General features: G+C 69.4%; 30 protein-coding genes. 11 read left to right on the top strand and 19 right to left on the bottom strand.

The window, feature by feature from the left end:
* Positions 1 to 64 precede the first annotated feature (64 nt).
* On the bottom strand, positions 65 to 1,324 hold the full coding sequence (locus ACIOHP_RS10400) for a GNAT family N-acetyltransferase (RefSeq protein WP_401885431.1): 1,260 nt from the start codon (positions 1,322 to 1,324) through the stop codon (positions 65 to 67).
* 427 nt (positions 1,325 to 1,751) lie between these two features.
* The gene (locus ACIOHP_RS10395; protein WP_351687886.1) at positions 1,752 to 2,324 is read right to left on the bottom strand and encodes an aerial mycelium formation protein; all 573 of its coding nucleotides are present in this window, start codon (positions 2,322 to 2,324) and stop codon (positions 1,752 to 1,754) included.
* Positions 2,325 to 2,483: 159 nt separating this feature from the next.
* Between ACIOHP_RS10395 and dtd the strand changes: the two genes are divergently transcribed.
* Positions 2,484 to 2,909: a D-aminoacyl-tRNA deacylase gene (gene dtd / locus ACIOHP_RS10390; RefSeq protein ID WP_401885427.1), complete on the top strand. Its 426-nt coding sequence runs from the start codon at positions 2,484 to 2,486 to the stop codon at positions 2,907 to 2,909.
* Between the two features lie 30 nt (positions 2,910 to 2,939).
* On the opposite strand, the gene ACIOHP_RS10385 is transcribed toward dtd, so the two are convergent.
* The 6 genes from ACIOHP_RS10385 to ACIOHP_RS10360 form a co-directional block, all read right to left on the bottom strand.
* Positions 2,940 to 3,905, bottom strand: coding sequence for a folate-binding protein (locus tag ACIOHP_RS10385; RefSeq protein WP_361484680.1), 966 nt, complete (start codon positions 3,903 to 3,905; stop codon positions 2,940 to 2,942).
* 10 nt (positions 3,906 to 3,915) lie between these two features.
* Entirely contained in the window at positions 3,916 to 4,353 is a 438-nt protein-coding gene (locus tag ACIOHP_RS10380; protein WP_046258734.1) for a Fur family transcriptional regulator, read from the bottom strand.
* A gap of 16 nt (positions 4,354 to 4,369) precedes the next feature.
* The gene (locus ACIOHP_RS10375) at positions 4,370 to 4,945 is read right to left on the bottom strand and encodes an FABP family protein (protein WP_046258733.1); all 576 of its coding nucleotides are present in this window, start codon (positions 4,943 to 4,945) and stop codon (positions 4,370 to 4,372) included.
* Positions 4,946 to 5,161: 216 nt separating this feature from the next.
* The gene (locus ACIOHP_RS10370; protein WP_401885423.1) at positions 5,162 to 6,001 is read right to left on the bottom strand and encodes a hypothetical protein; all 840 of its coding nucleotides are present in this window, start codon (positions 5,999 to 6,001) and stop codon (positions 5,162 to 5,164) included.
* On the bottom strand, positions 5,998 to 6,822 hold the full coding sequence (locus ACIOHP_RS10365; protein WP_401885421.1) for a hypothetical protein: 825 nt from the start codon (positions 6,820 to 6,822) through the stop codon (positions 5,998 to 6,000). Before ACIOHP_RS10365 ends, ACIOHP_RS10370 begins: the two co-directional genes overlap by 4 nt.
* Positions 6,819 to 7,541, bottom strand: coding sequence for a hypothetical protein (locus ACIOHP_RS10360; protein ID WP_401885418.1), 723 nt, complete (start codon positions 7,539 to 7,541; stop codon positions 6,819 to 6,821). Before ACIOHP_RS10360 ends, ACIOHP_RS10365 begins: the two co-directional genes overlap by 4 nt.
* Positions 7,542 to 7,683: 142 nt before the next feature.
* Between ACIOHP_RS10360 and ACIOHP_RS10355 the strand changes: the two genes are divergently transcribed.
* Complete coding sequence (locus tag ACIOHP_RS10355; RefSeq protein WP_361553509.1) at positions 7,684 to 8,046, top strand: DsrE family protein; 363 nt, start codon at positions 7,684 to 7,686, stop codon at positions 8,044 to 8,046.
* Between the two features lie 239 nt (positions 8,047 to 8,285).
* On the opposite strand, the gene ACIOHP_RS10350 is transcribed toward ACIOHP_RS10355, so the two are convergent.
* From ACIOHP_RS10350 to ACIOHP_RS10320, 7 genes are all read right to left on the bottom strand, one after another.
* Complete coding sequence (locus ACIOHP_RS10350; RefSeq protein WP_046258727.1) at positions 8,286 to 8,546, bottom strand: DUF3099 domain-containing protein; 261 nt, start codon at positions 8,544 to 8,546, stop codon at positions 8,286 to 8,288.
* Positions 8,547 to 8,626: 80 nt separating this feature from the next.
* A complete protein-coding gene (locus ACIOHP_RS10345) occupies positions 8,627 to 8,914 on the bottom strand; it encodes a DUF1416 domain-containing protein (protein WP_030318169.1) in 288 nt (95 codons plus the stop codon).
* A gap of 62 nt (positions 8,915 to 8,976) precedes the next feature.
* The gene (locus ACIOHP_RS10340; protein ID WP_351687866.1) at positions 8,977 to 9,816 is read right to left on the bottom strand and encodes a sulfurtransferase; all 840 of its coding nucleotides are present in this window, start codon (positions 9,814 to 9,816) and stop codon (positions 8,977 to 8,979) included.
* A gap of 402 nt (positions 9,817 to 10,218) precedes the next feature.
* Entirely contained in the window at positions 10,219 to 10,947 is a 729-nt protein-coding gene (locus ACIOHP_RS10335) for a DUF2993 domain-containing protein (RefSeq protein ID WP_401885414.1), read from the bottom strand.
* Positions 10,948 to 11,056: 109 nt separating this feature from the next.
* The gene (locus ACIOHP_RS10330) at positions 11,057 to 12,136 is read right to left on the bottom strand and encodes a hypothetical protein (protein WP_401885412.1); all 1,080 of its coding nucleotides are present in this window, start codon (positions 12,134 to 12,136) and stop codon (positions 11,057 to 11,059) included.
* A 2-nt stretch (positions 12,137 to 12,138) separates the two neighbouring features.
* Positions 12,139 to 12,393, bottom strand: coding sequence for a MoaD/ThiS family protein (locus ACIOHP_RS10325; protein WP_046258723.1), 255 nt, complete (start codon positions 12,391 to 12,393; stop codon positions 12,139 to 12,141).
* Positions 12,394 to 12,430: 37 nt separating this feature from the next.
* The gene (locus ACIOHP_RS10320; RefSeq protein WP_401885408.1) at positions 12,431 to 13,306 is read right to left on the bottom strand and encodes an alpha/beta hydrolase; all 876 of its coding nucleotides are present in this window, start codon (positions 13,304 to 13,306) and stop codon (positions 12,431 to 12,433) included.
* 118 nt (positions 13,307 to 13,424) lie between these two features.
* Between ACIOHP_RS10320 and ACIOHP_RS10315 the strand changes: the two genes are divergently transcribed.
* From ACIOHP_RS10315 to ACIOHP_RS10275, 9 genes are all read left to right on the top strand, one after another.
* The gene (locus tag ACIOHP_RS10315; protein WP_046258722.1) at positions 13,425 to 14,204 is read left to right on the top strand and encodes a response regulator transcription factor; all 780 of its coding nucleotides are present in this window, start codon (positions 13,425 to 13,427) and stop codon (positions 14,202 to 14,204) included.
* Positions 14,205 to 14,288: 84 nt separating this feature from the next.
* Positions 14,289 to 15,311: a LacI family DNA-binding transcriptional regulator gene (locus ACIOHP_RS10310; protein WP_361553526.1), complete on the top strand. Its 1,023-nt coding sequence runs from the start codon at positions 14,289 to 14,291 to the stop codon at positions 15,309 to 15,311.
* A 142-nt stretch (positions 15,312 to 15,453) separates the two neighbouring features.
* Positions 15,454 to 16,611, top strand: coding sequence for a S1C family serine protease (locus ACIOHP_RS10305; protein ID WP_401885404.1), 1,158 nt, complete (start codon positions 15,454 to 15,456; stop codon positions 16,609 to 16,611).
* 28 nt (positions 16,612 to 16,639) lie between these two features.
* A complete protein-coding gene (locus tag ACIOHP_RS10300) occupies positions 16,640 to 16,816 on the top strand; it encodes a hypothetical protein (protein WP_361553532.1) in 177 nt (58 codons plus the stop codon).
* A gap of 90 nt (positions 16,817 to 16,906) precedes the next feature.
* Complete coding sequence (locus ACIOHP_RS10295) at positions 16,907 to 17,641, top strand: response regulator transcription factor (protein WP_361553535.1); 735 nt, start codon at positions 16,907 to 16,909, stop codon at positions 17,639 to 17,641.
* Positions 17,638 to 19,107 (top strand): sensor histidine kinase, encoded by a 1,470-nt coding sequence (locus ACIOHP_RS10290; protein ID WP_401885400.1) that lies wholly within the window; start codon positions 17,638 to 17,640, stop codon positions 19,105 to 19,107. Before ACIOHP_RS10295 ends, ACIOHP_RS10290 begins: the two co-directional genes overlap by 4 nt.
* 133 nt (positions 19,108 to 19,240) lie before the next feature.
* On the top strand, positions 19,241 to 20,098 hold the full coding sequence (locus ACIOHP_RS10285; protein WP_401885398.1) for a hypothetical protein: 858 nt from the start codon (positions 19,241 to 19,243) through the stop codon (positions 20,096 to 20,098).
* 88 nt (positions 20,099 to 20,186) lie between these two features.
* Positions 20,187 to 22,244 carry a pectinesterase family protein gene (locus tag ACIOHP_RS10280; RefSeq protein ID WP_401885396.1) on the top strand — a complete coding sequence of 686 codons (2,058 nt, stop codon included), beginning with the start codon at positions 20,187 to 20,189 and terminating at the stop codon, positions 22,242 to 22,244.
* 46 nt (positions 22,245 to 22,290) lie between these two features.
* A complete protein-coding gene (locus ACIOHP_RS10275) occupies positions 22,291 to 22,737 on the top strand; it encodes a hypothetical protein (protein WP_401885393.1) in 447 nt (148 codons plus the stop codon).
* Between the two features lie 56 nt (positions 22,738 to 22,793).
* On the opposite strand, the gene ACIOHP_RS10270 is transcribed toward ACIOHP_RS10275, so the two are convergent.
* The 4 genes from ACIOHP_RS10270 to ACIOHP_RS10255 form a co-directional block, all read right to left on the bottom strand.
* Positions 22,794 to 24,557: an ABC transporter ATP-binding protein gene (locus ACIOHP_RS10270; RefSeq protein ID WP_401885391.1), complete on the bottom strand. Its 1,764-nt coding sequence runs from the start codon at positions 24,555 to 24,557 to the stop codon at positions 22,794 to 22,796.
* Between the two features lie 72 nt (positions 24,558 to 24,629).
* On the bottom strand, positions 24,630 to 24,755 hold the full coding sequence (locus tag ACIOHP_RS10265; protein WP_401885388.1) for a hypothetical protein: 126 nt from the start codon (positions 24,753 to 24,755) through the stop codon (positions 24,630 to 24,632).
* A gap of 47 nt (positions 24,756 to 24,802) precedes the next feature.
* Positions 24,803 to 24,928 (bottom strand): hypothetical protein, encoded by a 126-nt coding sequence (locus ACIOHP_RS10260; RefSeq protein ID WP_401885385.1) that lies wholly within the window; start codon positions 24,926 to 24,928, stop codon positions 24,803 to 24,805.
* Positions 24,929 to 25,150: 222 nt separating this feature from the next.
* On the bottom strand, positions 25,151 to 26,959 hold the full coding sequence (locus tag ACIOHP_RS10255; protein WP_401885380.1) for a bifunctional metallophosphatase/5'-nucleotidase: 1,809 nt from the start codon (positions 26,957 to 26,959) through the stop codon (positions 25,151 to 25,153).
* Positions 26,960 to 26,968: the final 9 nt, after the last annotated feature.

Here is a 26,968-nt window from a genome sequence, read left to right as displayed (position 1 = left end):
GCTACGGATCGGTTCAGTCCCGAGCCCCTGCCACCGGCGGGAGGCGGCCGGCAGGAGGGAGACGTCAGAACATGTCCGGGCACCAAGGCCGCCCGGACGTATGCAGCAGGGCGTCGGCCATTCGGCCGGCGCCCGCTCGGTCTTCCTGGACCCGGCCGAGCGCGGCGAGCCGTACGGCGGACTCGTCGCCGAGCCACAGGGTGGCCAAGTCGGCGACGTCCAGGGTGAGTTCGGCGTTCTGCGTGGTCGCCGTACAGGACGCCCGGCCGTCCTCCGCCACCTCCAGCCGATAGCGCCCACCGGCCAGACCGGCCGCGTCGACGACCTCCAGGACCAACGCCCCCGCCCTGTTGTACGTACGCGCCTCCAGAGCCCGTACGACGTCCAGGATCCGCACCCACAGCCAGTCCGCGTGCATGGTGGTGCGCGCGGCCCGCGGATCAGGCAGGTAGAAGGGCAGCAGGTCGTCGGGCCCGCGCCAGCCGCTGCGCACCTTCGTGACCCAGTCGATCGAGCAGAGATGGAGCCACAGGGCGCGCTCGGCGGCCGCGGTCGTGGCGATCAGCCACTTCACCTTGGCCGTCTCGGCGGGCTGCTTGTCCTCCCACTGGTCGTCGCACTTGTAGGCCGCCATTCCCTCGACCTCGCCGGTGGCCGAGCGGTACACGGCGAAGAACGGCTCGACCCAGGGGGCACGGTCCAGGTGCACGGCCCCGGTCTCGATCTCCCACCATCGCCGCGTACGACTGACCGCACCGGGTTGGCCGCGGCGCACGCGCTCATGCAGCTCCGGGCCGAGCTTGCGGACGTCCTCCCGGTCCACGAGATCGATACGGCCGCCGTCCTCGGGCCCCGACCAGCGGGCGTCCAGCCCTGCGCGCGGCACGTCCACCGTCCACTCGGTCATCCAGGTGGCGGGACCGAAGCCGTAGCGGCCGTAGATCGGGTACTCGGCGGCGATCAGCGTGGCGACGACGTCTCCGCGCTCCTTCGCCGCGCCAAGGTCCGCGGCCATCATGCGCGTCAGGATGCCGCGTCGGCGGTGGGTGGCCGTCACGCTGACGTTCGTGATGGCATCCGCGGGAACCTCCGCGCCGCCGACAGCCGTGAGCTGCTGCTCGAACGACCGGAACGTCCCCACACACCGCCCACCGTCGAAGGCACCCAGCGTCCGGGACGGTTCGATATAGCTGCTCCGGTCCGCGATCTCGTCCTCGGTGACGCCGGGACTGCGCAGAAAACCGGTGTTCAGGGCACGGATCCAGTCGGGGATCTCGTCCTCGTCGATCGGACGGATGTCGATGTCGGGATACGGGCGGGTCATGGAGCCACGTTAGGTCGACGACGATGAGCTGTCGCCACGATTTTCCCGCTCCCGACCGGCCCCCCGCCCTACCCGGCCGCTCGGAATCGTGCGAGAAGCCCGCGCGCTCCCATGCTGTCGGCGTCGAAGCCGTGAATGCTGTCGAGTTCGTCGGGGACGGACGGTCCCCACAGACGCGCGCCGTGGCACTGAAAACAGAAAGCCAAGCTCGCCGGCCCTCGTGGGCGACGAGGTCGCGATCTGGGAGGCGGCACGGGTCACGGAGACCCTGAAGTCGGTCGGCGCTCTGCCGGACAGTCCTCTGATGCGCTGCTTCTTTCCCGGGTGGGGCATCCGCGCACACAGTGCCTCCGGCCTGCTCTTCCAGGAAGCAGCATCCGCTCATGGTCGTCGAGCGGGACGCCGCGCACCAGGGACCGCCCCCTCCTCACATCAACAGGTCCTCCACCTGCGCCTCGCCTTCCCGGTAGCGTCGGGCGATCTCCGCGCTGGAGTCGTCCGCCGTGCGTTGCAAGCGCTGGCGGCGGCGGGAGACCTGCTGTTCGTAGCGGACGAGGCGGGCCATCGCGGCGTTGAGTTCGAGGTCGGTGCGGGCCCGGAGGTCGGAGAGTTCGACCTCGGCGAGCATCTCGGCGGCGAGGCGGCGGTACTCCTCGCTGTGGGGCGTGCCCAGCGTCACATGGCGGGCCGAGGAGCGGTGGCGGGCCGGGGCGTCCGCGAGGATCTCGGAGAGGCGCTCCACCACCGAGCCCTCCCCCGCCGGCGAGCGGCGTGCCAACTCCGCGCGCAGGATGTCGATACGGCCCTGCAGCAGCCGCCGTACATAGCTCAGGTCCGCCTCGTCGCGCTGGGCGTCCCGGCGCAGGGTGCGCAGCTCGGGCAGGCTCAGCGGGGCGAGGTCGTGTTCGGACGGGTCCGCGGACAGCCACGGCTCCTCCGTACGCTGCGCGGGCGGCCGGACAACAGCCCCGGGCGGCTGTCCGATGCTCGGTGTGCTCATGTGCCTCAACCGTCCCCTCGACCGGGCGTGTATGAGCATCGTGCCACCCCAAGTGGCCGCTATGTGACCGAGTGCCCCCGATCGGCCCCAGATGGGGGGTTATCGATCAAAAAGAAACCCGAGGAAAGGTCACTGCGGCCCGGGCGGCATGATGGTCCCATGCGTGCAGTGGTTCAGAGAGTCGACGGCGCGAGCGTCGTCGTCGAGGGCGAGACCGTCGGGGAGATCGTCGGCGAGGGACTCTGTGTCCTCGTGGGGGTCACCCACGAGGACACCAAGGAGAAGGCCGCCCAACTCGCCCGCAAACTCTGGTCGATCCGCATGCTGCACGACGAGAAGTCCTGCAGCGACGTCGACGCCCCGCTCCTCGTGATCAGCCAGTTCACCCTGTACGGGGACGCGAGGAAGGGCCGCCGCCCCACCTGGAACGCCGCCGCCCCCGGCGACATCGCCGAGCCGCTCGTCGACGAGGTCGTGTCCCAGCTCCGCGCCCTGGGCGCGACGGTGGCTACGGGACGGTTCGGCGCGCAGATGCGGGTGTCGCTGACGAACGACGGCCCCTTCACCGTGCTCGTGGAGATCTAGGTGCTCTTGGAGATCTAGGCCCGCAGCCCCTCAGGGCTCGACCACGACCTCCTGTGCCGCCGCCGTCGTGTCCGCCACCAGGTGCGCGTCCACCGGCACGTTCCGCTTCACCAGGGCGAGGGCGACTGGGCCGAGTTCGTGGTGGCGTACGGACGTCGTGATGAAGCCGATCTTGCGGCCGTCGGGGCCGTCGTCCGCGAGGTGGATCTGGGTGCCGGCCGGTGGCAGGTGGACCTCGCTGCCGTCGAGGTGGAGGAAGACGAGGCGGCGCGGGGGCTTGCCCAGGTTGTGGACACGGGCGACCGTCTCCTGGCCTCGGTAGCAGCCCTTCTGCAGATGCACCGCCGTGCCGATCCAGCCCAACTCGTGCGGGATGGTGCGGTGGTCGGTCTCGAAGCCGAGGCGAGGGCGGTGCTGCTCGACGCGCAGCGCCTCGTAGGCCAGGAGACCCGCTGCCGGGCCCGCCTGCTCGGCGTACGACTCCAGGTCCGCGCGCGGGAGGAACAGATCACGGCCGTACGCCGTCTCGCGGACGACGACACCCTCCGGCACCGGCGCGATCGAACCGGCCGGCAGATGGACGACCGCGATGTCGGCCGTGCGGTCGGCGGTCTCGACCCGGTAGAAGAACTTCATCGACTCCAGGTAGGCGAGCAGCGCCTCCTGGGTGTCGGGTTCCACATGGATCCAGACCGTCGCACCGTCGTCCACCAGGTACAGCGCATGCTCGATGTGGCCGTTGGCGGACAGGATCAGCGCCTCGGTGGCCTGGCCCACGGGCAGCTCGGAGACGTGTTGCGTGAGCAGCAGATGCAGCCAGCTCAGCCGGTCCTCGCCGGTGACGGTGAGGACACCGCGGTGGGAGAGGTCGACGAATCCGGTGCCCTCGGCGAGGGCGCGCTGTTCGCGGAACAGGTCGCCGTAGTGGGCGGCGACACCTTCGTCCACGCCCTCGGCGGGGACGGCGCCGGGCAGGGACAGCAGAGGGCTCTTCATACGCCTAAGCCTACGACTCGGTAGTTGAAGCCTTCAGAGAACAGTCCTTGCACCGGCCGAAGATCGCGAAGTGCTTCATGTCCGTCTCGAACCCGAAGGTCGAACGCAGCTTCGCGGTGAACTCCGCCGCCACCGCGATATCCGCCTCGATGACGTTCTGGCAGTCGCGGCAGACCAGGTGGATGTGGTGGTGACGGTCCGCGAGATGGTACGTCGGCGCCCCGTGCCCCAGATGGGCATGGCTGACCAGACCGAGCTCCTCCAGGAGCTCCAGGGTCCGGTAGACCGTGGAAATGTTGACCCCCGACGCCGTCTTCTTCACTTCCGTGAGGATGTCGTCGGGGGTCGCGTGTTCGAGGGTGTCCACGGCTTCGAGCACAAGCTGCCGTTGCGGGGTCAGCCGGTAACCGCGCTGCCGCAGATCACTCTTCCAGTCGGTGCTCACCACACCGACGAGTCTAGGCCTACTTGAAGAAGGCGATGCCGTCGTCCGGCATGTCGTCGGGGAGAGCCTTGGCCCAGCGCTCGACGTCCTCCGGGGTGACGACCTTCTTCAGGTGCGCGGACATGTAGGGGCGCAGTTCGACCTCGGGGGTCTGCTTCTCGCCGACCCACATGAGGTCGCTCTTGACGTAGCCGTACAGACGCTTGCCGCCGGTGTACGGGCCCGAGGCCGCCGTACGCGCCACCGCGTCCGTGACCAGGTCGATCTGCGGCTTCTGCTTGGCCAGCTCGCCGTACCAGATCTCCACGACGCCGTCGTCACGGACCATCGTGATCTCGACCTTGCGGTCGGCGTCGACGCGCCAGAAGCCGTGCTCGGACTCCAGCGGACGGACCTTGTTCCCGTCGTTGTCCAGGACCCAGGTGTGGGACTGGTACTCCAGGAAGTCCCGGCCGTCGTGCGAGAAGGTGACCTCCTGCCCGAAGTTGCACTTCTCGGAGCCGGGGAAGTCGTGCACGCCCGCGCCGGCCCAGTTGCCGAGCAGGAAGGCGAGCGGGACGAGCTCCTTGTGGAGGTCGGACGGGATCTCGATCATGAGAGGCGGTTCCTAGGTATGGGTCAGCGCTGGCCCTGGTACAGCTTCTTCGCTGTCAGCCCGGCGAAGGCGAGGACGCCGACGCAGACCATGGCGAGCAGGATTTCGAAGACAACCTCAAGCACGTGGTGCTCCTACGGTGAGCGAGGGTGGGCGGTACACAGGCCGGGCCCCAGCTTAGTCGGCCGGGGCCCGGCCTTCTCCGCGAGGTGGGCCTCAGCCGAGCAGCTGGCTCTGCAGCGTCACCGTCTGCTGGAAGGGCACGGCCTTCGCAGCGCCCTTGCGTGACTGGACGATCACAGCGAGGACGTCCCCTGCGGCGAGATACGCCTGGCGGGTCTGCTCGGGGCCGTAGGGCTCCAGCTCGACGTAGACAGAGCGCCGGATCTCTTCCAGCCGGGACTTCTCCGGGAACTTCTCGTCGAAGACGGACGCCTCGGCGCCGCGCAAGGCGTGAGAGGGGCTGTTGGCCGGGGCGAGGTCCTCGTCGAAGAGGTAGTCCGTGGCCGCCGCGGTGTCGAACTGCAGCAGGTAGATCCGGGTGTGCGTGCCGTCCGTGGTCCAGCCACGGGCCGCGATGTGCCGCAGTCCGCTGTCGGTGAGCGTCTGCCCGAACTCCTCGCGGTCGTCCTCCGTGTACTCCGTGAGGAAGTCCTTCGTCGTCAGCCAGCCGGCCTTCCCCTCGAGTGCCTTGTCGGCCTTCGCGCCCTCAGGCGCGGGCAGCAGGAGCTCCCGCAGGTCGGCGTAGTGCGAGCCGGCCGTGTTCTCCTCGGAGAAGGGGCCCGGACGGCCGGACGGCAGCGGCGGCTTGACGATCTGCGGGTACTCCCAGCGTCCGTCCGACTCGGTCGCGAGTCCGGGTACGTCCGTCCGCTCCATGCGGGTGATGCCGTACGCCGTCCCCGCACCGGCCACGGCGAAGACCACGACGGCGGCGGTCCAGCGCAGGACGGCCCGGAGGACGCGACGGTCCTTCGGGGCCGGGACCACGGGCTCCGGGAGCGCCTCGGGCACGGGCGTTGTCACGAGGTACTGCTGCTCGGTCTGCTCGGTCATACCGCCTCCCCAGGCTCCGCGATGCGGTCGAGCTGGTCCTTCAGAAGCTCAGCGACACCCTTGGTGTCGAACGGCTTGTCCCCGTCCGCGGTGAGAGTGATCAGGACGTCGCCCCGGTAGGCGGAGCAGTACATCGAGTCGAGGTCCTCGTCGGTGTCCTTGGGCGGAAGGAAGCACTCGGCGTCCTTGTAGCCCTTGATCTTCGGGCCCTTGCGGATGATGTCCAGGCTGTCGAGGAACTCGTTCTGGGACGTGGAGACGTTCCGGACCACCGACTGGCTTTTCATCCGGGACAGCACGATGCTGACGGAGAGGGGGGTGTCGGTGAAGAAGGCGCTGCCGGCTTCCTTGACGTAGCTGCGCATGGCCGTGCCCTCGATGGACTGCTTGTCGATCAGCTTCTCCAGCTCTCTGCGCTCGGTCCGGGGCAGGCCGCGCAGCGACTCCTTGCGCAGGGCGGTCGCCTGGGCGGCACCGAGCTCCACGTCGGAGCCGAACTCGGCCAGATCCGGGCCGCGCTGCCAGCCGTCGATGTACGGCACGAGCGCACCGGCCAGCCCCTTGGCAGCGACCGCATTCTCCGCGTCTGCCTTGGCCTTCGGGAACTTCCAGACCGGGGCACCGGCATCACGATCGGCGCCGTCCACGGTCACGACGGTGTAGCCGACGCCGGCCACGACGGCACCGGTCAGCAGCACGGACCCGGCGATCGCGGCGATACGACCACGGCGGACGGGCTTCTTGGCGGGAACGGCAGGCTCGGGTACCGCTGACTCGACGACCTCGACCTCGCCGATCGGCTCGTTATGGTTCTCCGTCACAGCCGCCCCATCTGCCGCTCGACCAGGTCCATGATCTTCTTCTTGGTGATCGGCTTGGTGTCGTAGACCCAGACCTCCACAGCGATGTCACCGCGCCAGGCGTGCGCCTCCGCGCTGTAGAGCGGGAGGTAGCCGGGCTCGGTCTTGGGCTCCTTGTGGACGTATGCCATCCCGTCCTCGGTCCCCGGAACGACCCAGCTCTCCGTGGAGTCCTTGGAGTCCGCCCAGTACTGGCCGTCCAGCGCAGCATCGCGGGCCTCGACGGCCTCCTCCTGCCGGTACTGGATCAGCCGGATCGACACCGAGAGGTTGCCTGTCTCCCAGCCGGTGACGGCCGCACGGCGGAATTCCTCGTCGACGAGGTTGCCGAAGGCACGGCCGGGCTTCTCGAAGACGTCGGCGTAAGCGGCCAGGTCCATCCAGCCGTCGTTGTCGCCCAGCCAGGCGCCGGCCTCCTTCGCCCCATCCGGCTTCTTCAGCAGCAGCTTGCGCAGATCGCCGTCCGTCTTCACCCGCCGGTCCTGCGCCGCGGACAACGGCTCGACCTCGCCCTCGGCCTGCTTGACGGCGGGCTGGGAAAGCGACGGCAGCCTGGTCGGCTCACGGTCCGCCTGGATGAGGAAACCCGTGCAGGTGCCGGCGACCGTGCCGAGGGCGGCGGCCGCGGCGATGAGGAGTGCGGTGCGTCCGCGCCGGCGCGGACGGGGCGCTTCGGGCACCTCCGCCGGTACCGGTATTTCAAGAACTTCAGGTACTTCCAAGACGTCCCCCCACAGAACGCGAAGTGCGCATTCCGTATGCGCGCACAGGAGACTCACCGCCGATGACCTGGGTTGTAGGCGAGATGATTACGATTCAGGCATGGCGAAGAAGCTCGTGATCAAGGTGACGGCGGGGGCCGATGCCCCCGAGCGCTGCTCGCAGGCGTTCACGGTGGCGGCGGTGGCCGTGGCCAGCGGGGTGGAGGTCTCCCTGTGGCTGACCGGGGAGTCCGCGTGGTTCGCGCTGCCGGGCCGCGCCGCCGAGTTCGACCTGCCGCACGCGGCCCCGCTCCCCGACCTGATCGACTCGGTCCTGGCCGGCGGCACGCTGACGTTGTGCACCCAGTGCGCGGCCCGTCGGGACATCACGGAGAAGGACGTCATCGAGGGCGTACGGATCGCGGGGGCGCAGGTGTTCGTGCAGGAGGCGCTCGGGGACGGGACGCAGGCGCTGGTCTACTGAGCCGTCCGCACCCACAGACAGAACGGATGGCCCGCGGGGTCGAAGAGCCCTCTTCGCCCCCGCCGCCCTTACCGGTTCCCATCCCCAGGGGCATGCTGCCCCTTCGACCCCGCTCCCAGCGAGGCTCCGCCCCCTGGCGCCCCCTCCTCAAACGAGGCCCGTTCAGGGCCGAAGCGGGGGTCTGGGGGCGGCAGCCCCCAGGGATGGGACGGGTAGGGGCGGCGGGGGCGAAACGCCTCCTACCGCGGCCGCTTCTTCCCGTCCAGTTCGTCCCACCAGTCGTCCGACTTGGGGTCGCCGGACGGGTCGTCCCACCAACGGTCGTCAGGACCGCGCCGGTTGGCGACCATCGCGGCGACCGGGGGGATCAGCATGGCGACCACGCACATGCCGACGGCCACCGGAACCGACCAGAGGCGCACGACCGACCAGGCCAGGACGAAGAGCCCGATGCACGTGCCCATCATGGCGAAGTAGACATGACGTCGTCGTGCCAGCATGAGTCCAGCGTAGGCCCGTCCACGGGCATGCCGAAGGGCCGCACCCCGCGGGGTGCGGCCCTTCGGTCGGTCTCGGCGGTTCAGACCGCGATCGCGACCTCCGCGAGGCCGCCGTGCTGGGCGACGACCGTGCGGTCGGCGGTGCCGCCGGGGACCAGGGCGCGGACGGTCCAGGTGCCCTCGGCCGCGTAGAAGCGGAACTGGCCCGTCGCCGAGGTCGGGACCTCGGCGGTGAACTCGCCGGTCGAGTCCAGGAGGCGGACGTAGCCCACCACCGGCTCGCCGTCGCGGGTCACCTGGCCCTGGATCGTGGTCTCACCGGGCTTGATCGTCGAGGCGTCCGGGCCGCCGGCCTTCGCTCCACACATGTCTTTCTCCAAGAGGGGTCTGACCGGAAGGAAGGCCGGTCGGGATTGAGCGGGGTCTGTGCTTACTTGTTGGCGCCGAGCTCGATCGGAACGCCGACCAGGCTGCCGTACTCGGTCCAGGAGCCGTCGTAGTTCTTGACGTTCTCCACACCCAGCAGCTCGTGCAGCACGAACCAGGTCAGCGCGGAGCGCTCACCGATGCGGCAGTAGGCGATGGTGTCCTTGGCCAGGTCCACCTGCTCCTCGGCGTAGAGCTCCTTGAGCTCGTCGTCCGACTTGAAGGTGCCGTCGTCGTTGGCGTTCTTCGACCACGGGATGTTGCGGGCGGACGGGACGTGGCCCGGACGCTGCGACTGCTCCTGCGGAAGGTGCGCCGGGGCGAGCAGCTTGCCGCTGAACTCGTCGGGCGAACGGACGTCGACGAGGTTCTGCGAACCGATCGCCGCCACCACGTCGTCGCGGAAGGCGCGGATCGCGGTGTTCTGGGGCTTGGCCTTGTAGTCGGTGGCGGCCCGCTCCGGGACCTCCTCGACCAGCTCGCGGGCGTCCAGCTCCCACTTCTTGCGGCCGCCGTCGAGCAGCTTGACGTTGTCGTGGCCGTACAGCTTGAAGTACCAGTAGGCGTAGGAGGCGAACCAGTTGTTGTTGCCGCCGTAGAGGATCACCAGCGTGTCGTTGGCGATGCCCTTCGCCGAGAGGAGCTTCTCGAAGCCCTCCTGGTCGATGAAGTCACGGCGGACCGGGTCCTGCAGGTCCTGCGTCCAGTCGATCCGGATCGCGTTCTTGATGTGGTTCTTCTCGTAGGCGGACGTGTCTTCGTCCACCTCCACGATCGCGATGTCGGCGTTGTCGAGGTTGGCCTCGACCCAGTCGGCGTCGACCAGGACGTCGCTGCGGCTCATGCTCTTTCTCCTCCGGGGCAGTTACGGCGGGGCGTGCGAGTGCGAGGGTGCGTGGCCCGGTGCGGGCGCGGCGCACGGATGCCCTGGAATCAGGGCGAGGGGATGCGGAAGGACGGAGCTTCCGCTCAGAAGGTGCGACAGAGCATGGCGGCAACGCGGCACAGGTCCACTGCCCGCCGCTTCGTGAGATCCGCCTGTCGCTTCATGCGTCGATCGTAGGGACGGACAGCCTGGCGTGTCACCGGCGTGTCGTATTTTGAGACGCGATCGTCCGGGATGTGGGATCCGAGCAGCGCCCGGGCCGTGTTCGCACGGGTTTCGGGCGCCGGTGGCCGTCGTCACATCTGCGGTGCGGACGGCCCGTCTCGCTCCTCGGACAGTTCCTGTCCGCCGAACGCGGTCCTACCCGGCCAGCTCGACGTTCGAACCCTTCACCGTCACCTCTACGCCGTTCTGCGCGGCCTCGACCTTGTCGAGCTGCACGCCGCCGGGCAGGTCGTCGATCTTCTGCTCGAAGTCGGTGATCGAGCGGACCTTGCCCTCCGCGACCTCGACGACCATGTTCGGCAGGTTGTCCGCGTGCACCTTCACGGTGTCGCCGTCGACGGTGACCGTGCTGAGCACCGGATACGTCGTCGACTTGCCCAGGGCCGTGACCTTGACGTTCACCTTGATCTTGCCGTTGCCGCCGTCGGAGAGGCCGACGACCTCGGCCGTCACCCCGGTGAAGATCTGCGTCGGTTCGGACTCGGCGGCCTTGAGCAGCTCGTCGTAGGAGATGCTCGCGGTGCCGTTCGCGGTGGCGGCGGTCGCGGAGCTGTAGTCGCCGGAGAAGGCGACGCCCTTGAAGTTCGCCTTGATGTCGTCGATGCGGATCTTGTCGCCCGTGGTGCCGGCGGCGGCCTCGTAGTCCCTGATGCCGACCTCGGTGTCGTCGAGCTCGCCGGAGACGACCTGGGTGAGGAACGGGAAGCCCTTGATGGACACGTCGGGGGTGGAGGAGAGGTTCTCGGTGGTCCTGAGCTTGTCCGCCACCTCGCCCTCCGCGAAGTGGACCGCGACACGGTCGGCGATCACGAAGAGGCCGCCCAGAATGACGACGACGATCAGAAGTATTCGCAGTGCGCGCATTCTTTGGTGTTCCCCCACCTAGGCGGTCTACGTCCGGGTGCCACCGTAACTCCGGCCGGAGCGCCGACCAGGAGTTTGTCGATCACCTGTGACAAGGCGGGCCAGGGCTTTACCCGAGCGCCCGCCCCAGCACGTACACCGCCGGTGCCGCGGCGGCCAGCGGCAGGGCCACGCCCGCCGTGAAGTGCACGAAGCGGGACGGGTAGTCATAGCTCGCGACCCGGTGGCCGATCAGCGCGCACACCCCCGCGCCCGCGCCCAGCAGCGCGCCCCCCGAGCCCAGGTCCGTCATCCCGCCGACCGCGATACCCGCGCCCGCCGCGGCGAGCAGCGAGACCACCACGGAGGCCGGCGTGGGCAGCGGCAGCGCCCGGGCCAGGACGGCGACCGCGACCGAGGCCGCGCCGACCGTCACCGCGTCCGCGGCGGCCGCGAGATAGCCGGACGCGATGATCGCCAGGGCCGCCGAGGCGACGGTGGCCATCAGGCCGTACATCCGGGTGTCGGCGTCGGCGTGCGAGCGCAGCTGGAGCACCAGGGAGAGCAGCACCCAGACGCCCAGCGTCCCGAGGATCGCGGACGGCGCGTGGTCGGACGCCAGCAGCGCCACGTCCGCGACCAGCGCGCCCAGGAACGCCAGCGCGATGCCCTGCCGGGCGGGCCACATGCCGTTCAGCCGGAACCAGCCGGCCGCCGTCACGGCCTGGAGGACGACGAGCGGGACGAGCAGGGCGTACGACCCGACGGCCGCCGTGCCGGCGAGGAGCAGGCCGAGCAGCGCGGTGAGCGCGGCGGGCTGCATGCCGGGCTCGATGACCGGGGAGCGGCCCTCGAGCCGGGCGCGCTGGGCGTCGGTGATGCGGGCGTTGCCGCCGAGGCTGGCGGGGCCGTAGTCGGAGGTGGTGGGGGCCTGCGGAGGGGTCGCCGCGGGGGCCGGCGGCTCGCCGTACGCCTGCTGCGGCACGTACGAGGTGTCCGCGGCCGGCGCGACCGGCGCCTGGACCTGCGTCTCCCAGGTCTGGCCCTGCCACTGCTGGGTGTACTGCTGGGCGGCCTGCGGATCCTCGTAGCCCTGCTGCTGCCCGGGCCAGGACTGCTGCTGATGCTGGGGCTGCTGCTGGTGCTGCTGCCAGTACGGGTCGTAACCCTGCTGGTACTGCTGCTGCCCCTCATACGGCTGGTCGGTCATCGTCACCCTCCTGCGAACGGCGGGAGCACCTCGACCGTGCCGCCGTCGGCCAGCCGTACCGTCTCATGTCCGCGGGTGCCCACGGGGTCACCGTCGATGAGGAACGAGCATCGCTGCAGGACGCGCGTGAGTTCGCCGGGGTGTCGCCCGCGCACCGCGTCGAGCGCCTCGGCGAGCGTGTCCGCGTCGTACGCCTCCTCGGCGACGCCGGCCGCGGACTTGGCGGCGGCCCAGTAGCGGACCGTGACCTTGGGCATCCGGTTCCTCAATCAATCGGCTGTGTACACGGTCAGGCTAGCCGCCCTGTGCGACGGCCCAGTCCCCGATGCGCCCCAGCAGCTCGTCCGGCGCCGCGTTCTCGGCATGGCCCATGCCGGGCTCCAGCCACAGTTCGCCGTGGTCACCGGCGGCCGCGGCCAGCATGCGCGGGTGGTCGAGGGGGAAATAGCCGTCGCGGTCGCCGTGGACGACGAGGAGAGGAGTGGGGGCGATCCTCGGGACGGCCTCCACCGGGGACAGCGGGACCGGGTCCCACTCCCGGTGATGGATCCTCGTCCGCAGGCCGTAGCGGCCCACCAGACGGCCCGCGGGGCGGGTTATCAGCCAGTGGACCCTGCGCATAGGGGCCGTGCCGCGGTAGTACCAGCGAGCCGGAGCACTCACCGAGACCACCGCGTCCGAATGCGCTTCCGTGCGCCCCTCGCGCCCCGAGTCACCGTCCGGCCGGTACAGGGCCGCGTGCCGCAGCACCACAGAACCGCCCATGGAGAAGCCGACGGTCACCACGCGCGTGTGCCCGAGCGACCGGGCCCACTCCACCGCGGCCGCCAGATCCAGCACCTCGCGGTCCCCCACCGTCGAGCGCCCGCCGGAGGCTCCGTGGCCGCGGAAGGAGAACGTGACCACGGCCCCGTACTGCGTGAACGTCTTGGCCACCCGGCGAACATGTGGACGATCCACGTCGCCGGTGAAACCGTGCGCGACGACGAACACGAGACCACGCGCGGATGAAGCGGAGGCGTCGTATACAACGGCCGGCGGATCGTATACGGAATCGATCGTCACACCGTCGGTGGTGTGCAGAAACGTCCGTATAGGTGTGCCTCTGTTCGTCTCAGAGTGCGGAATCGGGGTGGATCGCACCACACGACCTGCCGGATCAATGCGCATGTGGGCTATTCTCCTCAACAGAGGACTCGGGCAATGCAGCCCCCGGGTCCTTTTGTGCTTTCGGATCACCTGTATACGAAAGCTACGACCTCGCCGGGACCGAGGAGGAACCAGCCGTATGAGTTCTCTGCTGCTCCTGACCAATGCCCTCCAGCCATCGACGGAGGTGCTTCCCGCTCTCGGCCTTCTCCTGCACAACGTGCGAGTGGCCCCGGCAGAAGGCCCTGCCCTCGTCGACACCCCTGGTGCCGACGTGATCCTCATCGACGGCCGCCGCGATCTGCCACAGGTCCGCAGCCTGTGTCAGCTCCTGCGCTCCACGGGGCCGGGCTGTCCGCTCATCCTCGTCGTCACCGAGGGCGGCCTCGCCGCCGTCACCGCCGACTGGGGCATCGACGACGTCCTGCTCGACACCGCCGGACCGGCCGAGGTCGAGGCACGACTGCGCCTGGCCATGGGCCGGCAGCAGATCGTCAACGACGACTCCCCCATGGAGATCCGCAACGGCGACCTCTCGGTCGACGAGGCGACCTACAGCGCCAAGCTGAAGGGCCGGGTCCTCGACCTGACCTTCAAGGAGTTCGAGCTCCTCAAATACCTCGCCCAGCACCCGGGCCGCGTCTTCACGCGCGCCCAGCTGCTCCAGGAGGTCTGGGGCTACGACTACTTCGGTGGCACCCGGACCGTGGACGTGCACGTACGACGTCTGCGCGCCAAGCTCGGCCCCGAGCACGAGTCGCTCATCGGAACCGTCCGTAACGTCGGTTATCGATTCGTTACGCCGGAGAAGGGTGGGGCCGTCTCGGACGAGGCAAAGTCCAAGAGCGCCCAGCCAAAGGCGGAGGATGCGGACGAGACGGCCGCCCTGGACGCGGCCGAGGTCAATGCCGACGTATAGCGGTCGTCGGAAACGCTCGGGCGGGGCACAGGGAAGCTCCTTCACGCCCTGCCCAGAGCGGGTCCATCCGCGTAGACTCCGCGCGTGGCCAAGGTAACCAGGGATGATGTGGCGCGGCTGGCGGGGACGTCCACTGCCGTCGTCAGCTATGTCATCAACAACGGACCCCGGCCGGTTGCCCCGGCCACGCGCGAGCGTGTCCTCGCCGCGATCAAGGAACTGGGTTACCGGCCCGACCGGGTCGCGCAGGCGATGGCATCGCGGCGCACCGACCTCATAGGCCTGATCGTGCCGGACGCGCGCCAGCCCTTCTTCGGGGAGATGGCGCACGCGGTCGAACAGGCCGCGTCCGAGCGCGGAAAGATGGTACTGGTCGGCAACTCCGACTACATCGCCGAGCGCGAGGTCCACTATCTGCGGGCCTTCCTCGGTATGCGGGTCTCCGGACTGATCCTGGTCAGCCACGCACTGAACGACAACGCCGCCGCCGAGATCGACGCCTGGGACGCCCGGGTGGTGCTCCTGCACGAGCGGCCCGAGGCTATCGACGACGTCGCGGTGGTCACGGACGACCTCGGCGGCGCCGAACTCGCCACCCGCCATCTCCTGGAACACGGTTACGCGTACGTCGCCTGTATGGGCGGCACCGCCGAGACCCCCTCCGTCGGCGACCCGGTCTCCGACCACGTCGAGGGCTGGCGGCGCGCGATGGACGAGGCGGGGATCTCCACCGAGGGGCGGCTCTTCGAGGCGCCCTACAACCGCTACGACGCGTATCAGGTGGCGCTGGGTGTGCTGTCGGGCCCCGAGCGTCCGCCCGCGATCTTCTGCTCCACCGACGACCAGGCGATCGGCGTGCTGCGCGCGGCGCGCGAGCTGCGGATCGATGTGCCGGGTGAGCTGGCGGTGATCGGGTTCGACGACATCAAGGAAGCGGCGCTCGCTGATCCGCCGATGACAACGATCGCATCGGACCGGTCGGCGATGGCGCGGGCCGCGGTGGACCTGGTGCTCGATGACGGGCTGCGGGTCGCGGGTTCGCGCCGGGAGCGGCTGAAGGTGTTTCCGTCGCGGTTGGTCGTACGACAGTCCTGTGGCTGCGCATGAGGCTGCACGGGCCTTCATGAGGTCTGTCTGAGAAGGCTCCGCCTACTCCCTGGTCCGGCTTTATATCGGGCAAACGAGGTTCTGGTGGCGTTCTCAGGGAGCACTCAGGGAGCTCTCATGGTCGGGCGACAAGCTCATTGCCATGACCGAGAGCTTCCGCCGCGACGGCGAGTACGAGCAGTACACGAACCCCTACCAGGGCGCCCAGCAGCACGCCTCCTCCCCCGTGAACCCGGAGTGGCCGCCCCCGCCGGCGCAGCCGCCCGCTCCGCAGCCGGTGACCGTCGAGCCGGGTACGACCGTGTGGCCGGGGCAGCAGCAGGCGGCCTACGCCACTTCCGCTGACGGCGGCGCCGGCGACGGCCACGGCGGCGGGACGGCTCTCCTCACCGCGGTACCGGCGGAGCCTGCCGCGCCGAAGAAGCGGACCCGGGGTCCCCTCGCCCTTCTCGCCGCCGTGGCGATCGTCGCCGCGGCGATCGGTGGCGGTACGGCGTACGGCATCCAGGAACTCACCGGCAACGACACCGTCACCTCCAGCAGCACCAGCACCAACGTCATCCCGTCCTCCGCCAGGGGCACGGTCTCCGGGGTCGCCAAGGCGGTCAGCCCGAGCATCGTCGAAATCAACGCGACACTCAGCAACGGCTCCTCCACCGGCTCCGGCGTGATCATCACCAGTGGCGGCGAGATCATCACCAACAACCACGTCATCTCCGGCGCCTCCTCGATCAAGGTCTCGACGAGCGACGGCAAGGAGTACACCGCCAAGGTCGTCGGCACCGACAGCGCCAAGGACCTCGCCCTGATCAAGCTGGAGAACGCCTCCGGCCTCACCCCCGCGACCCTCGGCAACTCCGACGGTGTCCAGGTCGGCGACGAGGTCGTGGCGATCGGCTCCCCCGAGGGCCTGACCGGCACCGTCACCAGCGGCATCGTCTCGGCGCTCGACCGCGACGTGACCGTCTCGACCGACGAGAGCCAGAGCCAGGGCGGCCAGGGCGGCGGCAGCGGGCAGTGGCCGTTCGAGTTCGGTGGCCAGGAGTTCAACGGCGACACCGGTTCGTCCACGACGACGTACAAGGCGCTCCAGACCGACGCGTCCCTGAACCCCGGCAACTCCGGCGGCGCGCTGATCGACATGAACGGCAACATCGTCGGCATCAACTCGGCGATGTACTCGGCCGCGGACTCCACCTCCTCGTCCAGCGCCGGCAGCGTCGGCCTCGGCTTCGCCATCCCGATCAACACCGTCAAGGCCGACCTGGCGAAGCTGCGGGCCGGCGGCAGCGACAGCTGAACCACCTCTGAGCAGCAGGGAGTACGTCATGATCAAGCAGGTTTCCCACCCGGTGGCCGGCGACGACCCGGCCGGCTTCGCCCTCGCGCTGGCAGTGGCGTACGAGCTCAACGCACCCGCCGCGGCGGTCCGCGCCCCCGAGATATCGACGGCGGCCGCCCGGCACGCGGCGAGGGTCACCCGGCGTCGTACGGTCCGCGGCTGATCCCCACCGTGCTCGACCCGACCGCACCGAAACATGCGAGGCTGAGAGCGACCCGGCCCCGCCCCACCGCACCCTGAGGAACCGCGAGCGATGAGTCCCGCCGATGGCGACCGTGACCCCCAGCGCATCCTGATCGTCGACGACGAGCCGGCCGTGCGCGAAGCACTTCAGCGCAGCCTCGCCTTCGAGGGGTACGACACCGAGGTCGCGGTCGACGGCGCGGACGCGCTGGAGAAGGCGACGGCATACCAGCCGGACCTGGTCGTCCTCGACATCCAGATGCCGCGCATGGACGGCCTGACCGCCGCGCGGCGCATGCGGGGTGCGGGCACGACGACGCCGATCCTCATGCTGACGGCTCGGGACACGGTCGGCGACCGTGTGACGGGTCTCGACGCCGGCGCCGACGACTACCTGGTCAAGCCGTTCGAACTGGACGAACTGTTCGCTCGGGTCCGTGCGCTGCTGCGGCGCAGCTCCTACGCGGCCGTGGCCGGGGCCGCCGTCCAGGAGGACGAGGCGCTGACCTTCGCGGACCTCCGCATGGATCTGGCGACGCGGGAGGTGACCCGTGCCGGGCGGCCGGTGGAGCTGACCCGAACCGAGTTCACGCTGCTGGAGATGTTCATGGCGCATCCGCGCCAGGTCCTCACCCGTGAGCAGATCCTCAAGGCGGTCTGGGGCTTCGACTTCGAGCCGTCGTCGAACTCCCTCGACGTGTATGTGATGTACCTGCGCCGCAAGACGGAGGCGGGCGGAGAGCCTCGGCTCGTGCACACGGTGCGTGGCGTGGGGTACGTGTTGCGGCAGGGCGGGGCCGAGTGAACAGGGTTCTGCACCGGTTCCGGACACTTCCCATCCGGGCACGGCTGTCGTTGCTGGTCGCGGCGGCGGTGGCGTTCGCGGTGGCGGCGGTTTCGGTGACCTGCTGGTTCATCGTGCAGGGGAAGCTGTACGAGCAGTTGGACAACGATCTGCAGCGGGGCAGCGGCGGACCCCAGCAGATCAAGCAGATCAACCAGGCCCAGAGCGCCCTCGACAACTGTTCCAAGACCCCGCAGAGCACCGGCTTCTCCCGCGGCGACTACACCCAGGTGGTCACGGAGAACGGAAAGGTCTGCGTCGTCGACGACTCGGCGGGCGCGATCAAGGTGACACAGGCCGACAAGAACGTGATCGAGAAGGCGGATCCCACCCGGGTCTACTTCCGCAACGGCACGGCCGAGGACGGCACCGAGGTGCGCGTGATGACGCGGTACCTGAGTCCCACCACCACCTCCACCGGGGAGGCCGGTCCCGCCATCGGCATCGCCATCGCCGTACCCCTGAAGGGCACCCAGAGCACCCTCAACGACCTCGCCCTGATCCTCCTCCTCGTCTCCGGTATCGGAGTGCTCGGTGCCGGCGCCGCCGGTCTGGCCGTGGCCCGCGCAGGGCTGCGCCCCGTCGACAAGCTCACCGAAGCCGTCGAACACGTGGCCCGCACCGAGGACTTGAGCGTCCGTATCCCCGTCGAGGAGGACTCCGAGGACGAGGTGGCCCGGCTCTCGCGGTCGTTCAACTCGATGACCTCGTCCCTCGCCAGCTCCCGTGAGCTCCAGCAGCAGCTGATCGCGGACGCCGGCCACGAACTCCGTACCCCTCTCACCTCCCTCCGCACCAACATCGAGCTCCTGACCCGCAGTGAGGAGACCGGCCGCCCCATCCCCGAGGCGGACCGCAAGGCGCTGCTCGCCTCGGTGAAGGCGCAGATGACCGAACTGGCGGCGCTCATCGGCGACTTGCAGGAGCTGTCGAGGTCGGAGGGTCAGCGGGGGGAACGTGTGCAGGTCGTCTCGCTGGAGGACACCGTCGAGTCCGCCCTGCGTCGCGCACGGCTGCGTGGGCCCGAGCTGAGCATCGACGTCGATCTCCAGCCCTGGTACGTCCGTGCCGAGCCCGCCGCTCTGGAACGCGCCGTGGTCAACATCCTCGACAACGCCGTGAAGTTCAGCCCCGAGGGCGGCTCCATCGAGGTCCGGCTGGCTTCCGACGGCACCCTCACCGTCCGCGACCACGGCCCCGGTATCCCGGAGGACGAACTCCCCCACGTCTTCGACCGTTTCTGGCGCTCACCGAGCGCCCGCGCCCTCCCCGGTTCGGGCCTCGGTCTCTCCATCGTCGCCCGCACGGTGGAGCAGGCCGGCGGCCAGGTGACGCTGGGGCACGCGCCGGGTGGCGGCACCATCGCGACCGTGCAGATGCCGGGTGCGCCCACTCCTCCGCCGGAGAATCCTGTCGCTGGACAGTGACGACCAAGCTGTCAATGTCCTGTCAAAGCTCCCGCGTTTTCGACCCTACTCGCGGGTTCTCTGCCACCTTCCTGAGCTGTCGAACAGATGCCCCACGCGTCTGTCCTCAACGCTCAGGAGTGAAGAACCCCCCATGCGCCCGTTTCGCACATCGACTCTGAAGAAGAGCGCCCTGGCCGCCGCGTCCGTGGCCCTCGCCGTCACCGGACTGCTGGCCGGCTCCGGCACCGCGCAGGCCGCGGGCCCCGGCGGCGCCCAGAACGTCCGGGGCGTGGACCCCGGGAACACCGACGTCATGCTCGACCGGCTGTGCGGCCAGGAGACCAGCCTGACCGGGGTCTACGGCGCGTACAACGTCGACACCGGCGAGTTCAAGACGCGGGACGAGTACCTGCGGGACGTCGTCGGGCTGTGGGTGCCCGCCGGACCGTGGGAGCTGTTCCGCGGCTGGTGCGGGTACGCGCAGGCGTCCACCTGGTCGGTCAAGGGCGAGCCCGTCCGCACCTCCGAGTGGACCGGCAACCACGGCACGACGGAGGACAAGGTGACCTTCGTCAGCGGCTACAGCACCAAGACGTTCGCCAAGAAGAGCGTCGGCGCCAGCATCAGCCTCTCGCTCGCCAAGAGCATCTTCTCCGGCACGGCCGGCGGCAGCTTCGGATACGAGTGGGGCTGGGAGAAGAGCTCGTCCTTCGAGCGCCGCAGCGAGAAGTCGATACCGCCGTGCACCCAGGTCGCGACGACCTGGACGCCGTACCAGCGCGTGGTCCGCGTGAACCCGGTCTTCTACGTCGAGGACTACCAGTGGAACAAGGGCGACGGCGAGGTCACCGCGCACACCTGGCGTGGCCGGGACGCGAGCTGGAAGACGATCTACTCGTACGGCTACTACATCGACGGCGTCTCCGACAAGCTCCTGCCCAACGGCCAGCCGGACGGCCGTGAGGACAAGTGGCAGGAGAACCTCGACCCCAAGTCCTGCGCCAAGTAGCCGAACTGGCCGATTCGCGCGGCAACCTTCCGTGCGGGGGCGGCGACTGCACTGCGGTCCCTACCCCCGCACGGAACGGAATCCCCCCATGAGTGAGATCCGCGGCAAGGCCCGCCACCGCCGGAGGAAGACAGCCCTCGCGGTGGGCGTCCCGCTCGCTCTGACCGCCGCCGGCGTCACGGCGTACGGCTTCCTCCCGGGCACCCAGTCCCACGCGTCCGCCGCGACCGCCGCGGCCCCCGCGTGGGCGACCGCCACCGCCGACGGCTTCGCCTCGGTCAACGCGCTGGGGCAGAACGGCACTTACGGCGGGCGTGACGGGCAGACCGTCACCGTCAAGACGCTCGCCGACCTGGAGAAGTACGCGACCGCGGCCGAGCCGTACGTCATCGTCGTCGCCGCGACCATCAACATGAACCCGGTCGGCAAGGAGATCAAGGTCCAGTCCGACAAGACCATCGTCGGGGCCGGGACCTCCGGGCACATCGTCGGCGGCGGGTTCTTCCTCGGGGCCGGCGTGCACAACGTGATCATCCGGAACCTGACCATCCGGGACGCCTACCAGGGCATCTGGAACGACAAGGACCACGACTTCGACGCCGTCCAGATGGACGGTGCCCATCACGTCTGGATCGACCACAACGATCTGCGGCACATGGCCGACGGCCTCATCGACGTCCGCAAGGACAGCACCTATGTGACCGTCTCCTGGAACAAACTCAGCCAGGACAACAAGGCGTTCGGCATCGGGTGGACGGAGAACGTCGTCACCGACATCACCATCCACCACAACTGGATCCGCGAGACCGAGCAGCGCAACCCGTCGACGGACAACGCCGCCCACGCGCACCTCTACAACAACTTCCTCGAGGACGTCGCCGACACCGACATCAAGTCGTCGTACGGCAACTACTCGCGCGGCGCCACCAAGATGGTCCTGGAGAACTCCTACTTCCAGGGCGTCAACAACCCCGTCATCAAGGACAGCACCGCGACGATCGTGCAGAAGGGGAACACCTTCGTCGGCACCAGCGGGCGCAACGAGAGCGGGGGTACGGCTTTCGACCCGAAGACGTATTACGCCTACACGCTCGACAAGACGGCCGACGTACCGGCGCTTCTCAAGTCCGGTGCGGGACCACGGAGTTCGATCGGCACGACGGTGACCGCCGCGACGAAGGCAGCCGCCGCCACCACGCTGACCGTCGCCAAGGACGGCAGCGGGCAGTACTCGACCGTGCAGGCCGCGGTGAACGCCGTACCGGCGAACAACCCCTCCCGCGTGGTGATATCGGTGAAGCCGGGGACCTACCGCGAGCTGGTCAAGGTGCCGTCCAACAAGCCGCACGTCACCATCCAGGGGTCGGGCGCCAGCCGTAAGGACACGGTGATCGTCTACAACAACGCGTCGGGCACGCCCAAGCCCGACGGCTCCGGCACCTACGGCACCGGCGGCAGCGCCACCGTCGCCGTCGAGGCCGACGACTTCCAGGCCCGCAACCTGACCGTCTCCAACGACTTCGACGAGGCCAGTCACCAGGACATCGCGGGCCAGGCGGTGGCCCTGCGCACCGCCGCCGACAAGGTGTTCCTGGACGGGATCATCGTCAGCGGCGACCAGGACACCCTGCTCGTGGACACCGCGGCGAAGGACAAGCTGGGCCGGGTCTACATGACGAACTTCTACGTCATCGGCAACGTCGACTTCATCTTCGGCCGGGCCACCACGGTGATCGACAAGTCGGTCATCACCCTGAAGAAGCGCTGGAACGGCACCTCGGCCGGTTACGTCACCGCGCCCAGCACCGCCGCGGACCGCAAGGGCATCCTCATCGCCAACTCGACGGTCAACGGGGACGTCTCCTCCGCGAGCTTCTACCTGGGCCGCCCCTGGCACGCCGGCGGCGACACGACCCTCGACCCGCAGACCACGGTCCGGAACACGTCGTTGAGCGCCGCGATCAAGTCCACGCCCTGGACCGACATGAGCGGCTTCTCCTGGAAGGACGACCGGTTCGCCGAGTACAAGAACACCGGCGCCGGTTCCGGCAGCGCGAGCGGCGACCGGCCCCAGCTGACCGACTCCCAGGCCACCGGCCAGGAGGTCGCGGACTGGCTCGGCGGCTGGACGCCCACCGCTTCCTGACGCGCGGGTCCCCGTCCTACGATCAACCCGACCACGGGGAGGGATCATGGGCGGGGACATCATCCGGGAGTACCGCAGACGGGGGCCGGCGTGGAAGGCGGCCGCCGCCGTCGCGCTCTTCTTCGCGGCCGGCGTCGGGGAAGTGCTGCTCAACGGGGTGCCGTTGTGGCCCGCGGTGGCCCTGGTGACGGTCCTGCTGCTCTCCAACGGCTGGATGGCGCTGGCCCTGCTGCGGGCCCGTACCGTCGTACGGCCCGGCGGGATCACCTCGTACAGCGCCCTGCGCGTGCGGAAGTGGACCTGGCACGACATCCAGGACCTACGCGTCGAGAACGCCCCGCAGGACTCCAGTCTCCGGTTCATCACCTGCCTGTACGACTCGGCGGGGCGCCGGACCGTGCTGCCCTTCGTCAACGACCGGTGTGTGACGGACGTGCACGCCGAGACCGAGTTCCTGCGGGGGGTCCTGGCGGGCGGCCGGGGGGTGGCATAGCAGGCCGGAGGCGCCGCGGCGGACCGCGGCTCAGCCGGGCCATGCGGGGGGCCGGGCTACACACTCAGGAGTCCGGTGGGCTTCCCGGCCGGGCGGGTGTGGGCGGCCAGCCGGGCGTATGTCCCGCCGCGCTCCACGAGTTCGTCGTGTGTGCCGGCCTCCACCAGCCGGCCCTCGTCCACGACGAGGATGCGGTCGGCGTCGGGGGCGAGGCTCAGATCGTGGGTGATCATGATCGTCGTACGGCCGGACATCAGGTGGCGCAGCGGCTTCACGATGCGGCGGGCGGCCACCGAGTCGAGGCCGGTGGTGGGTTCGTCGAGGATCAGGACGGGGGCGGCGCGCAGCATCGCGCGGGCGATGGCGATCCGCTTGAGCTGGCCGCCGGAGAGGGCGGCGGTGCCGGGGGCGATGACGGTGCCGTAGCCGCCGGGGAGTTCGGCGATGAACTCGTGCGCCGCGGCAGCCCGCGCGGCCCGCTCGATGTCCTCGTCGGCGGCGCCGGGGCGGCCGCACTCGATGTTCTCGCGGATCGTGCCGTGCAGGACGAGCGTCTCCTGCGGTAGCAGCGCCACGTTCTCGCGCAGGAATTCCAGGGGTACGTCGGTCAGCGGGACGCCGTCCAGGCAGAGCACTCCGGACGAGGGGTCGTAGAAGCGGAGCAGCAGCTTGGCGAGGGTGGACTTGCCGGCGCCGCTCGGGCCGGTGACGAGGACGAGTTCGCCGGGGGCGGCCTGGAAGGTGACGTCATGCAGGGAGTCCCTGGCGGCGCCGGGGTAGCGGAAGCCGGCGCCGTGGACGCTGACCCAGCCGCGTACCGGCCAGTCCCGGACCGGTTCGGCGGGGTCGGTGACGGCGGGTTCGGCGTCGAGGATCTCGTTGAGCCGCTGGGCGCCCGCGGTGGCGGCGGTGAGGGTGAGGCCGAGTTGGCCGAGGTTGCGGACCGGTGGGTAGAGGTAGCCGATGAACGCGGCGAAGGCGAGGAGCCGCCCGAGGGTCATACGGTCGGCGGAGATCTCCCAGACACCGAGTCCGATGACGGCGAGGACGCAGACCGTCTCGACGACCTCGACGAACTGCTCGTACATCTCGCTGAGTCGTGCCCCGCGCACGGATGCCTTCATCCAGGCGCGGGCCTCGCGGTCGAGCCGCTTCTCCTCGTCGGCGCGGCGGTTGTAGGCCTGGGTCAGCACCACATTGCCGAGGGACTCCTCGACGACGGAGGTGATGGCGCCGTCGGCGGTCCGCTCGTCCTGTGAGGCGCTCTTGACGCGGCCGGCGAAGCGGCGGGCGGCCAGCAGGAACAGGGGGGCGAGGACGAAGGTGACGAGGGCCAGGTCCCAGCGCAGATAAAGGGCCGCGGCGGAGTAGAAGACGGCGGAGAACGCGGCGGCGACGGTACCGACGACCCCGGACACCACCATCTGCTCGATGGCCTCGACATCACCGGTGAGCCGTTCGACGAGGTCGCCCTGGCGGTGCTTCTGGAAGAAGTGCGGGGGCAGGTCCTGGACGTGCCGGAACACCGTGGCCCGCAGCCGGAGCACGAATCTCTCCGCGGTCCAGGCGGCCAGCGAGTTCCCGAGGTAGCCGACCAGCGCGCCGAGCGCGGCGACGGCGAGCCAGGCGCCGGCCGGGCCCCAGAAGGCGGAGAGCGAACCGGCCTTCAGGGCGGTGTCGGTCAGCTCCGCGAACAGCAGGATCGAGGCGGTCTCGGCGAGCGCGGACACCACCACGCACCCGACGATCGCCACCAGCCACCTGCGGTCACCGCGGGTCAGCGGCCAGAAGCGGCGGAAGGCCTCGCGGACTTCCCTCATGATTCCTCCTCCGTACATGCCGGAGGCGGGGCCACCGAGTCCCTGTCGGTGGCCCCGCCTCACGGTTCGGCGTCAGCAGCCCTTGCGGGATACCGGACGGGCGGCGGCCTTCTTCTGCTGAGGAGCCTTCTTCTTCGGCGCCGGGGCGGCGGGCTTGGTGTTCTTCCTGGCGACAGGGGCGATCTTGTGGAAGCTCATGGGAATTACCTCTCCGGTTATCAGGTTCAGGTTATGCGGGGTTTATTTCAGTGCTTATGGGAGACCGGGCGCCGTCGCGGAGTCACCTTCTTCACCTGGGCCTTCTTCTTGGCGGCCGGGGCGGCGGGCTTGGTGTTCTTCCTGGCGACGGGGGCGACCTTGTGGAAGCTCATCGTCTTCTCCTTTGTGTTGTCCGGTGTCGTTCGCTTTCGACATGGAAAACACTACGGGACCGCAAACCCGGAAAAGGCCAATTCCGCTTAGACCTCGATGAATTGCAGCTGAGACCATTTTTCAGGCGGCACCCGGAACCAATACGCCACTCACACAGGTTTTAATACGCGAAGAGGCGGCCGCGTCGATATGACGCGACCGCCTCTTACCGCCCCAGAGGGTTACTTCAGGATCGTGATCCGGTTCGCGGCCGGAGGTGCGATCGGGCTCGTGGCCGAGGAGTTGGCCAGGAGGTACTGCTCGAGCGCCGCCAGGTCGTCCGTGCCGACGAGGTCGTTGGTGCCCAGGCCCAGCGTGGTGATGCCGTCGCCGCCGCCCGCGAGGAAGCTGTTGGTCGCGACGCGGTAGGTGGCCGCCGGGTCGATGGCCGTGCCGTTCAGCTTGACGGAGTCGACGACGATCCGGTCGGCGCCGGTCTTCGTGAGGTCCAGCGTGTACGTCAGGCCCGACGAGGGCTGAAGGATCTTCGGCGAGGCCGCGTTGCTGCCGCTCACCTGCTCCTGGAGGACCTTGATCAGCTGGGCGCCGGTGAAGTCCTGAAGGTTCACGGTGTTGGAGAACGGCTGGACGGTGAAGCCCTCGGCGTAGGTCACCACGCCGTCGCCCTCGGTCCCCTTGGCCGCGTAGTTGAGGCCGGCCCGCACACCGCCCGGGTTCATCAGCGCGAGGTCGGTCTCCGGGTCGAGCTGCTTGCCGTACGCGAGTTGCGCGTCGGCGATGAGGTCGCCCATCGGGGACTCGGTGCCGGTGCTCGGGATGTCGGCGGAGATGTAGCCGATCGCGCGGTTGCCGATGGGCGCCGCGAGGGTGTTCCACCTGCTGATCAGCTCGGTCATGTCCGTCGCCTTGGCGACGGTCCGGGTGACCACGTGGTTCGCCGACTTCACGGCCGTACGGGCGATGTCACCCGTCCACCGGTCGTACGTCAGCGTGGTGTCCGTGTAGAGCCGGCCGAAGGACGCGGCCGAGGTGACCGTGCGCGGGTTGCCCGCCGGGTCGTTGATGGTGCAGGCGTAGGCGGCGTGGGTGTGACCCGTCACCAGCGCGTCGACCTGCGGGGTGATGTTCTTGGCGATGTCCACGATCGGGCCGGAGATGCCGTCACCGGCGCCCGGGGCGTCGCAGTCGTAGTTGTACGACGCCGAGGCCGGGGCCCCGCCCTCGTGGATGAGGGCCACGATCGACTTGACGCCCTGGCGCTGGAGCTCCTTGGCGTACTTGTTGATCGTCTGGACCTCGTCCTTGAACTTCAGGCCCTTGACGCCCTCCGCGGAGACGACGCCCGGGGTGTCCTCCAGGGTGACGCCGATGAAGCCGACCTTGACGCCGTTCTTCTTCCACACCCAGTAGGGCTTGAGGATCGGCTTGCCGGTCTTCTCGTTCAGGACGTTGGCCGCGAGGTAGGGGAAGTTCGCACCCTCGAACTCCTCGTCCGTGTAGCAGCCGGCGGTCGGGTGACAGCCGCCCTTCTGCAGACGGGCCAGTTCCTTGGCGCCCTCGTCGAACTCGTGGTTGCCGACGGAGGTGACGTCCAGGTCGAGGCCGTTGAGCGCCTCGATGGTCGGCTCGTCATGGAAGAGTCCCGAAATGAGCGGAGACGCACCGACCATGTCGCCGCCGGCGGCGGTGATGGAGTACTTGTTGCCCGCACGCGCCTCGCGCAGGTGCGTGGCGAGGTACTCGACACCACCGGCGTCGATGGTCTTCGTCGTGCCGTCCGCCTGGAGTTCGGTGACACGGCCGGACGAACCGGACGGCGGCTCCAGGTTGCCGTGCAGGTCGTTGAAGGACAGCAGCTGCACGTCCTGGTAACGACTGGGCGCCTTACCACCCGACTTGCCCGATTCGCCCGCAGCGGCCGTCGAGGGCAGCGCGGCGGCGAGAGCGCCGACGGTCGCGAGACCGGCGGCTGCGGCAAGGAGACGGACGGTCCGTCTGCGGCGTTGGTGCGGCTGGGATATGGCTGGCATACGCCCCCC

It is taken from the genome of Streptomyces sp. NPDC087859 (genome assembly GCF_044742595.1).
Classification (GTDB): domain Bacteria; phylum Actinomycetota; class Actinomycetes; order Streptomycetales; family Streptomycetaceae; genus Streptomyces; species Streptomyces canus_F.
Note: the sequence above shows the minus strand (reverse complement) of the source record. Positions and strands in the feature narration are given on the sequence as shown.

What these genes read in the sequence shown, in the direction of transcription:
- ACIOHP_RS10400 (WP_401885431.1), bottom strand. Translation starts at nt 1,324, where the DNA reads ATGACCCGCCCGTATCCCGACATCGACATCCGTCCGATCGACGAGGAC.
- ACIOHP_RS10395 (WP_351687886.1), bottom strand. Translation starts at nt 2,324, where the DNA reads ATGAGCACACCGAGCATCGGACAGCCGCCCGGGGCTGTTGTCCGGCCG.
- dtd (WP_401885427.1), top strand. Translation starts at nt 2,484, where the DNA reads ATGCGTGCAGTGGTTCAGAGAGTCGACGGCGCGAGCGTCGTCGTCGAG.
- ACIOHP_RS10385 (WP_361484680.1), bottom strand. Translation starts at nt 3,905, where the DNA reads ATGAAGAGCCCTCTGCTGTCCCTGCCCGGCGCCGTCCCCGCCGAGGGC.
- ACIOHP_RS10375 (WP_046258733.1), bottom strand. Translation starts at nt 4,945, where the DNA reads ATGATCGAGATCCCGTCCGACCTCCACAAGGAGCTCGTCCCGCTCGCC.
- ACIOHP_RS10370 (WP_401885423.1), bottom strand. Translation starts at nt 6,001, where the DNA reads ATGACCGAGCAGACCGAGCAGCAGTACCTCGTGACAACGCCCGTGCCC.
- ACIOHP_RS10355 (WP_361553509.1), top strand. Translation starts at nt 7,684, where the DNA reads ATGGCGAAGAAGCTCGTGATCAAGGTGACGGCGGGGGCCGATGCCCCC.
- ACIOHP_RS10350 (WP_046258727.1), bottom strand. Translation starts at nt 8,546, where the DNA reads ATGCTGGCACGACGACGTCATGTCTACTTCGCCATGATGGGCACGTGC.
- ACIOHP_RS10345 (WP_030318169.1), bottom strand. Translation starts at nt 8,914, where the DNA reads ATGTGTGGAGCGAAGGCCGGCGGCCCGGACGCCTCGACGATCAAGCCC.
- ACIOHP_RS10340 (WP_351687866.1), bottom strand. Translation starts at nt 9,816, where the DNA reads ATGAGCCGCAGCGACGTCCTGGTCGACGCCGACTGGGTCGAGGCCAAC.
- ACIOHP_RS10335 (WP_401885414.1), bottom strand. Translation starts at nt 10,947, where the DNA reads ATGCGCGCACTGCGAATACTTCTGATCGTCGTCGTCATTCTGGGCGGC.
- ACIOHP_RS10330 (WP_401885412.1), bottom strand. Translation starts at nt 12,136, where the DNA reads ATGACCGACCAGCCGTATGAGGGGCAGCAGCAGTACCAGCAGGGTTAC.
- ACIOHP_RS10325 (WP_046258723.1), bottom strand. Translation starts at nt 12,393, where the DNA reads ATGCCCAAGGTCACGGTCCGCTACTGGGCCGCCGCCAAGTCCGCGGCC.
- ACIOHP_RS10320 (WP_401885408.1), bottom strand. Translation starts at nt 13,306, where the DNA reads ATGCGCATTGATCCGGCAGGTCGTGTGGTGCGATCCACCCCGATTCCG.
- ACIOHP_RS10315 (WP_046258722.1), top strand. Translation starts at nt 13,425, where the DNA reads ATGAGTTCTCTGCTGCTCCTGACCAATGCCCTCCAGCCATCGACGGAG.
- ACIOHP_RS10305 (WP_401885404.1), top strand. Translation starts at nt 15,454, where the DNA reads ATGACCGAGAGCTTCCGCCGCGACGGCGAGTACGAGCAGTACACGAAC.
- ACIOHP_RS10300 (WP_361553532.1), top strand. Translation starts at nt 16,640, where the DNA reads ATGATCAAGCAGGTTTCCCACCCGGTGGCCGGCGACGACCCGGCCGGC.
- ACIOHP_RS10295 (WP_361553535.1), top strand. Translation starts at nt 16,907, where the DNA reads ATGAGTCCCGCCGATGGCGACCGTGACCCCCAGCGCATCCTGATCGTC.
- ACIOHP_RS10285 (WP_401885398.1), top strand. Translation starts at nt 19,241, where the DNA reads ATGCGCCCGTTTCGCACATCGACTCTGAAGAAGAGCGCCCTGGCCGCC.
- ACIOHP_RS10280 (WP_401885396.1), top strand. Translation starts at nt 20,187, where the DNA reads ATGAGTGAGATCCGCGGCAAGGCCCGCCACCGCCGGAGGAAGACAGCC.
- ACIOHP_RS10275 (WP_401885393.1), top strand. Translation starts at nt 22,291, where the DNA reads ATGGGCGGGGACATCATCCGGGAGTACCGCAGACGGGGGCCGGCGTGG.
- ACIOHP_RS10270 (WP_401885391.1), bottom strand. Translation starts at nt 24,557, where the DNA reads ATGAGGGAAGTCCGCGAGGCCTTCCGCCGCTTCTGGCCGCTGACCCGC.
- ACIOHP_RS10265 (WP_401885388.1), bottom strand. Translation starts at nt 24,755, where the DNA reads ATGAGCTTCCACAAGATCGCCCCTGTCGCCAGGAAGAACACCAAGCCC.
- ACIOHP_RS10260 (WP_401885385.1), bottom strand. Translation starts at nt 24,928, where the DNA reads ATGAGCTTCCACAAGGTCGCCCCCGTCGCCAGGAAGAACACCAAGCCC.
- ACIOHP_RS10255 (WP_401885380.1), bottom strand. Translation starts at nt 26,959, where the DNA reads ATGCCAGCCATATCCCAGCCGCACCAACGCCGCAGACGGACCGTCCGT.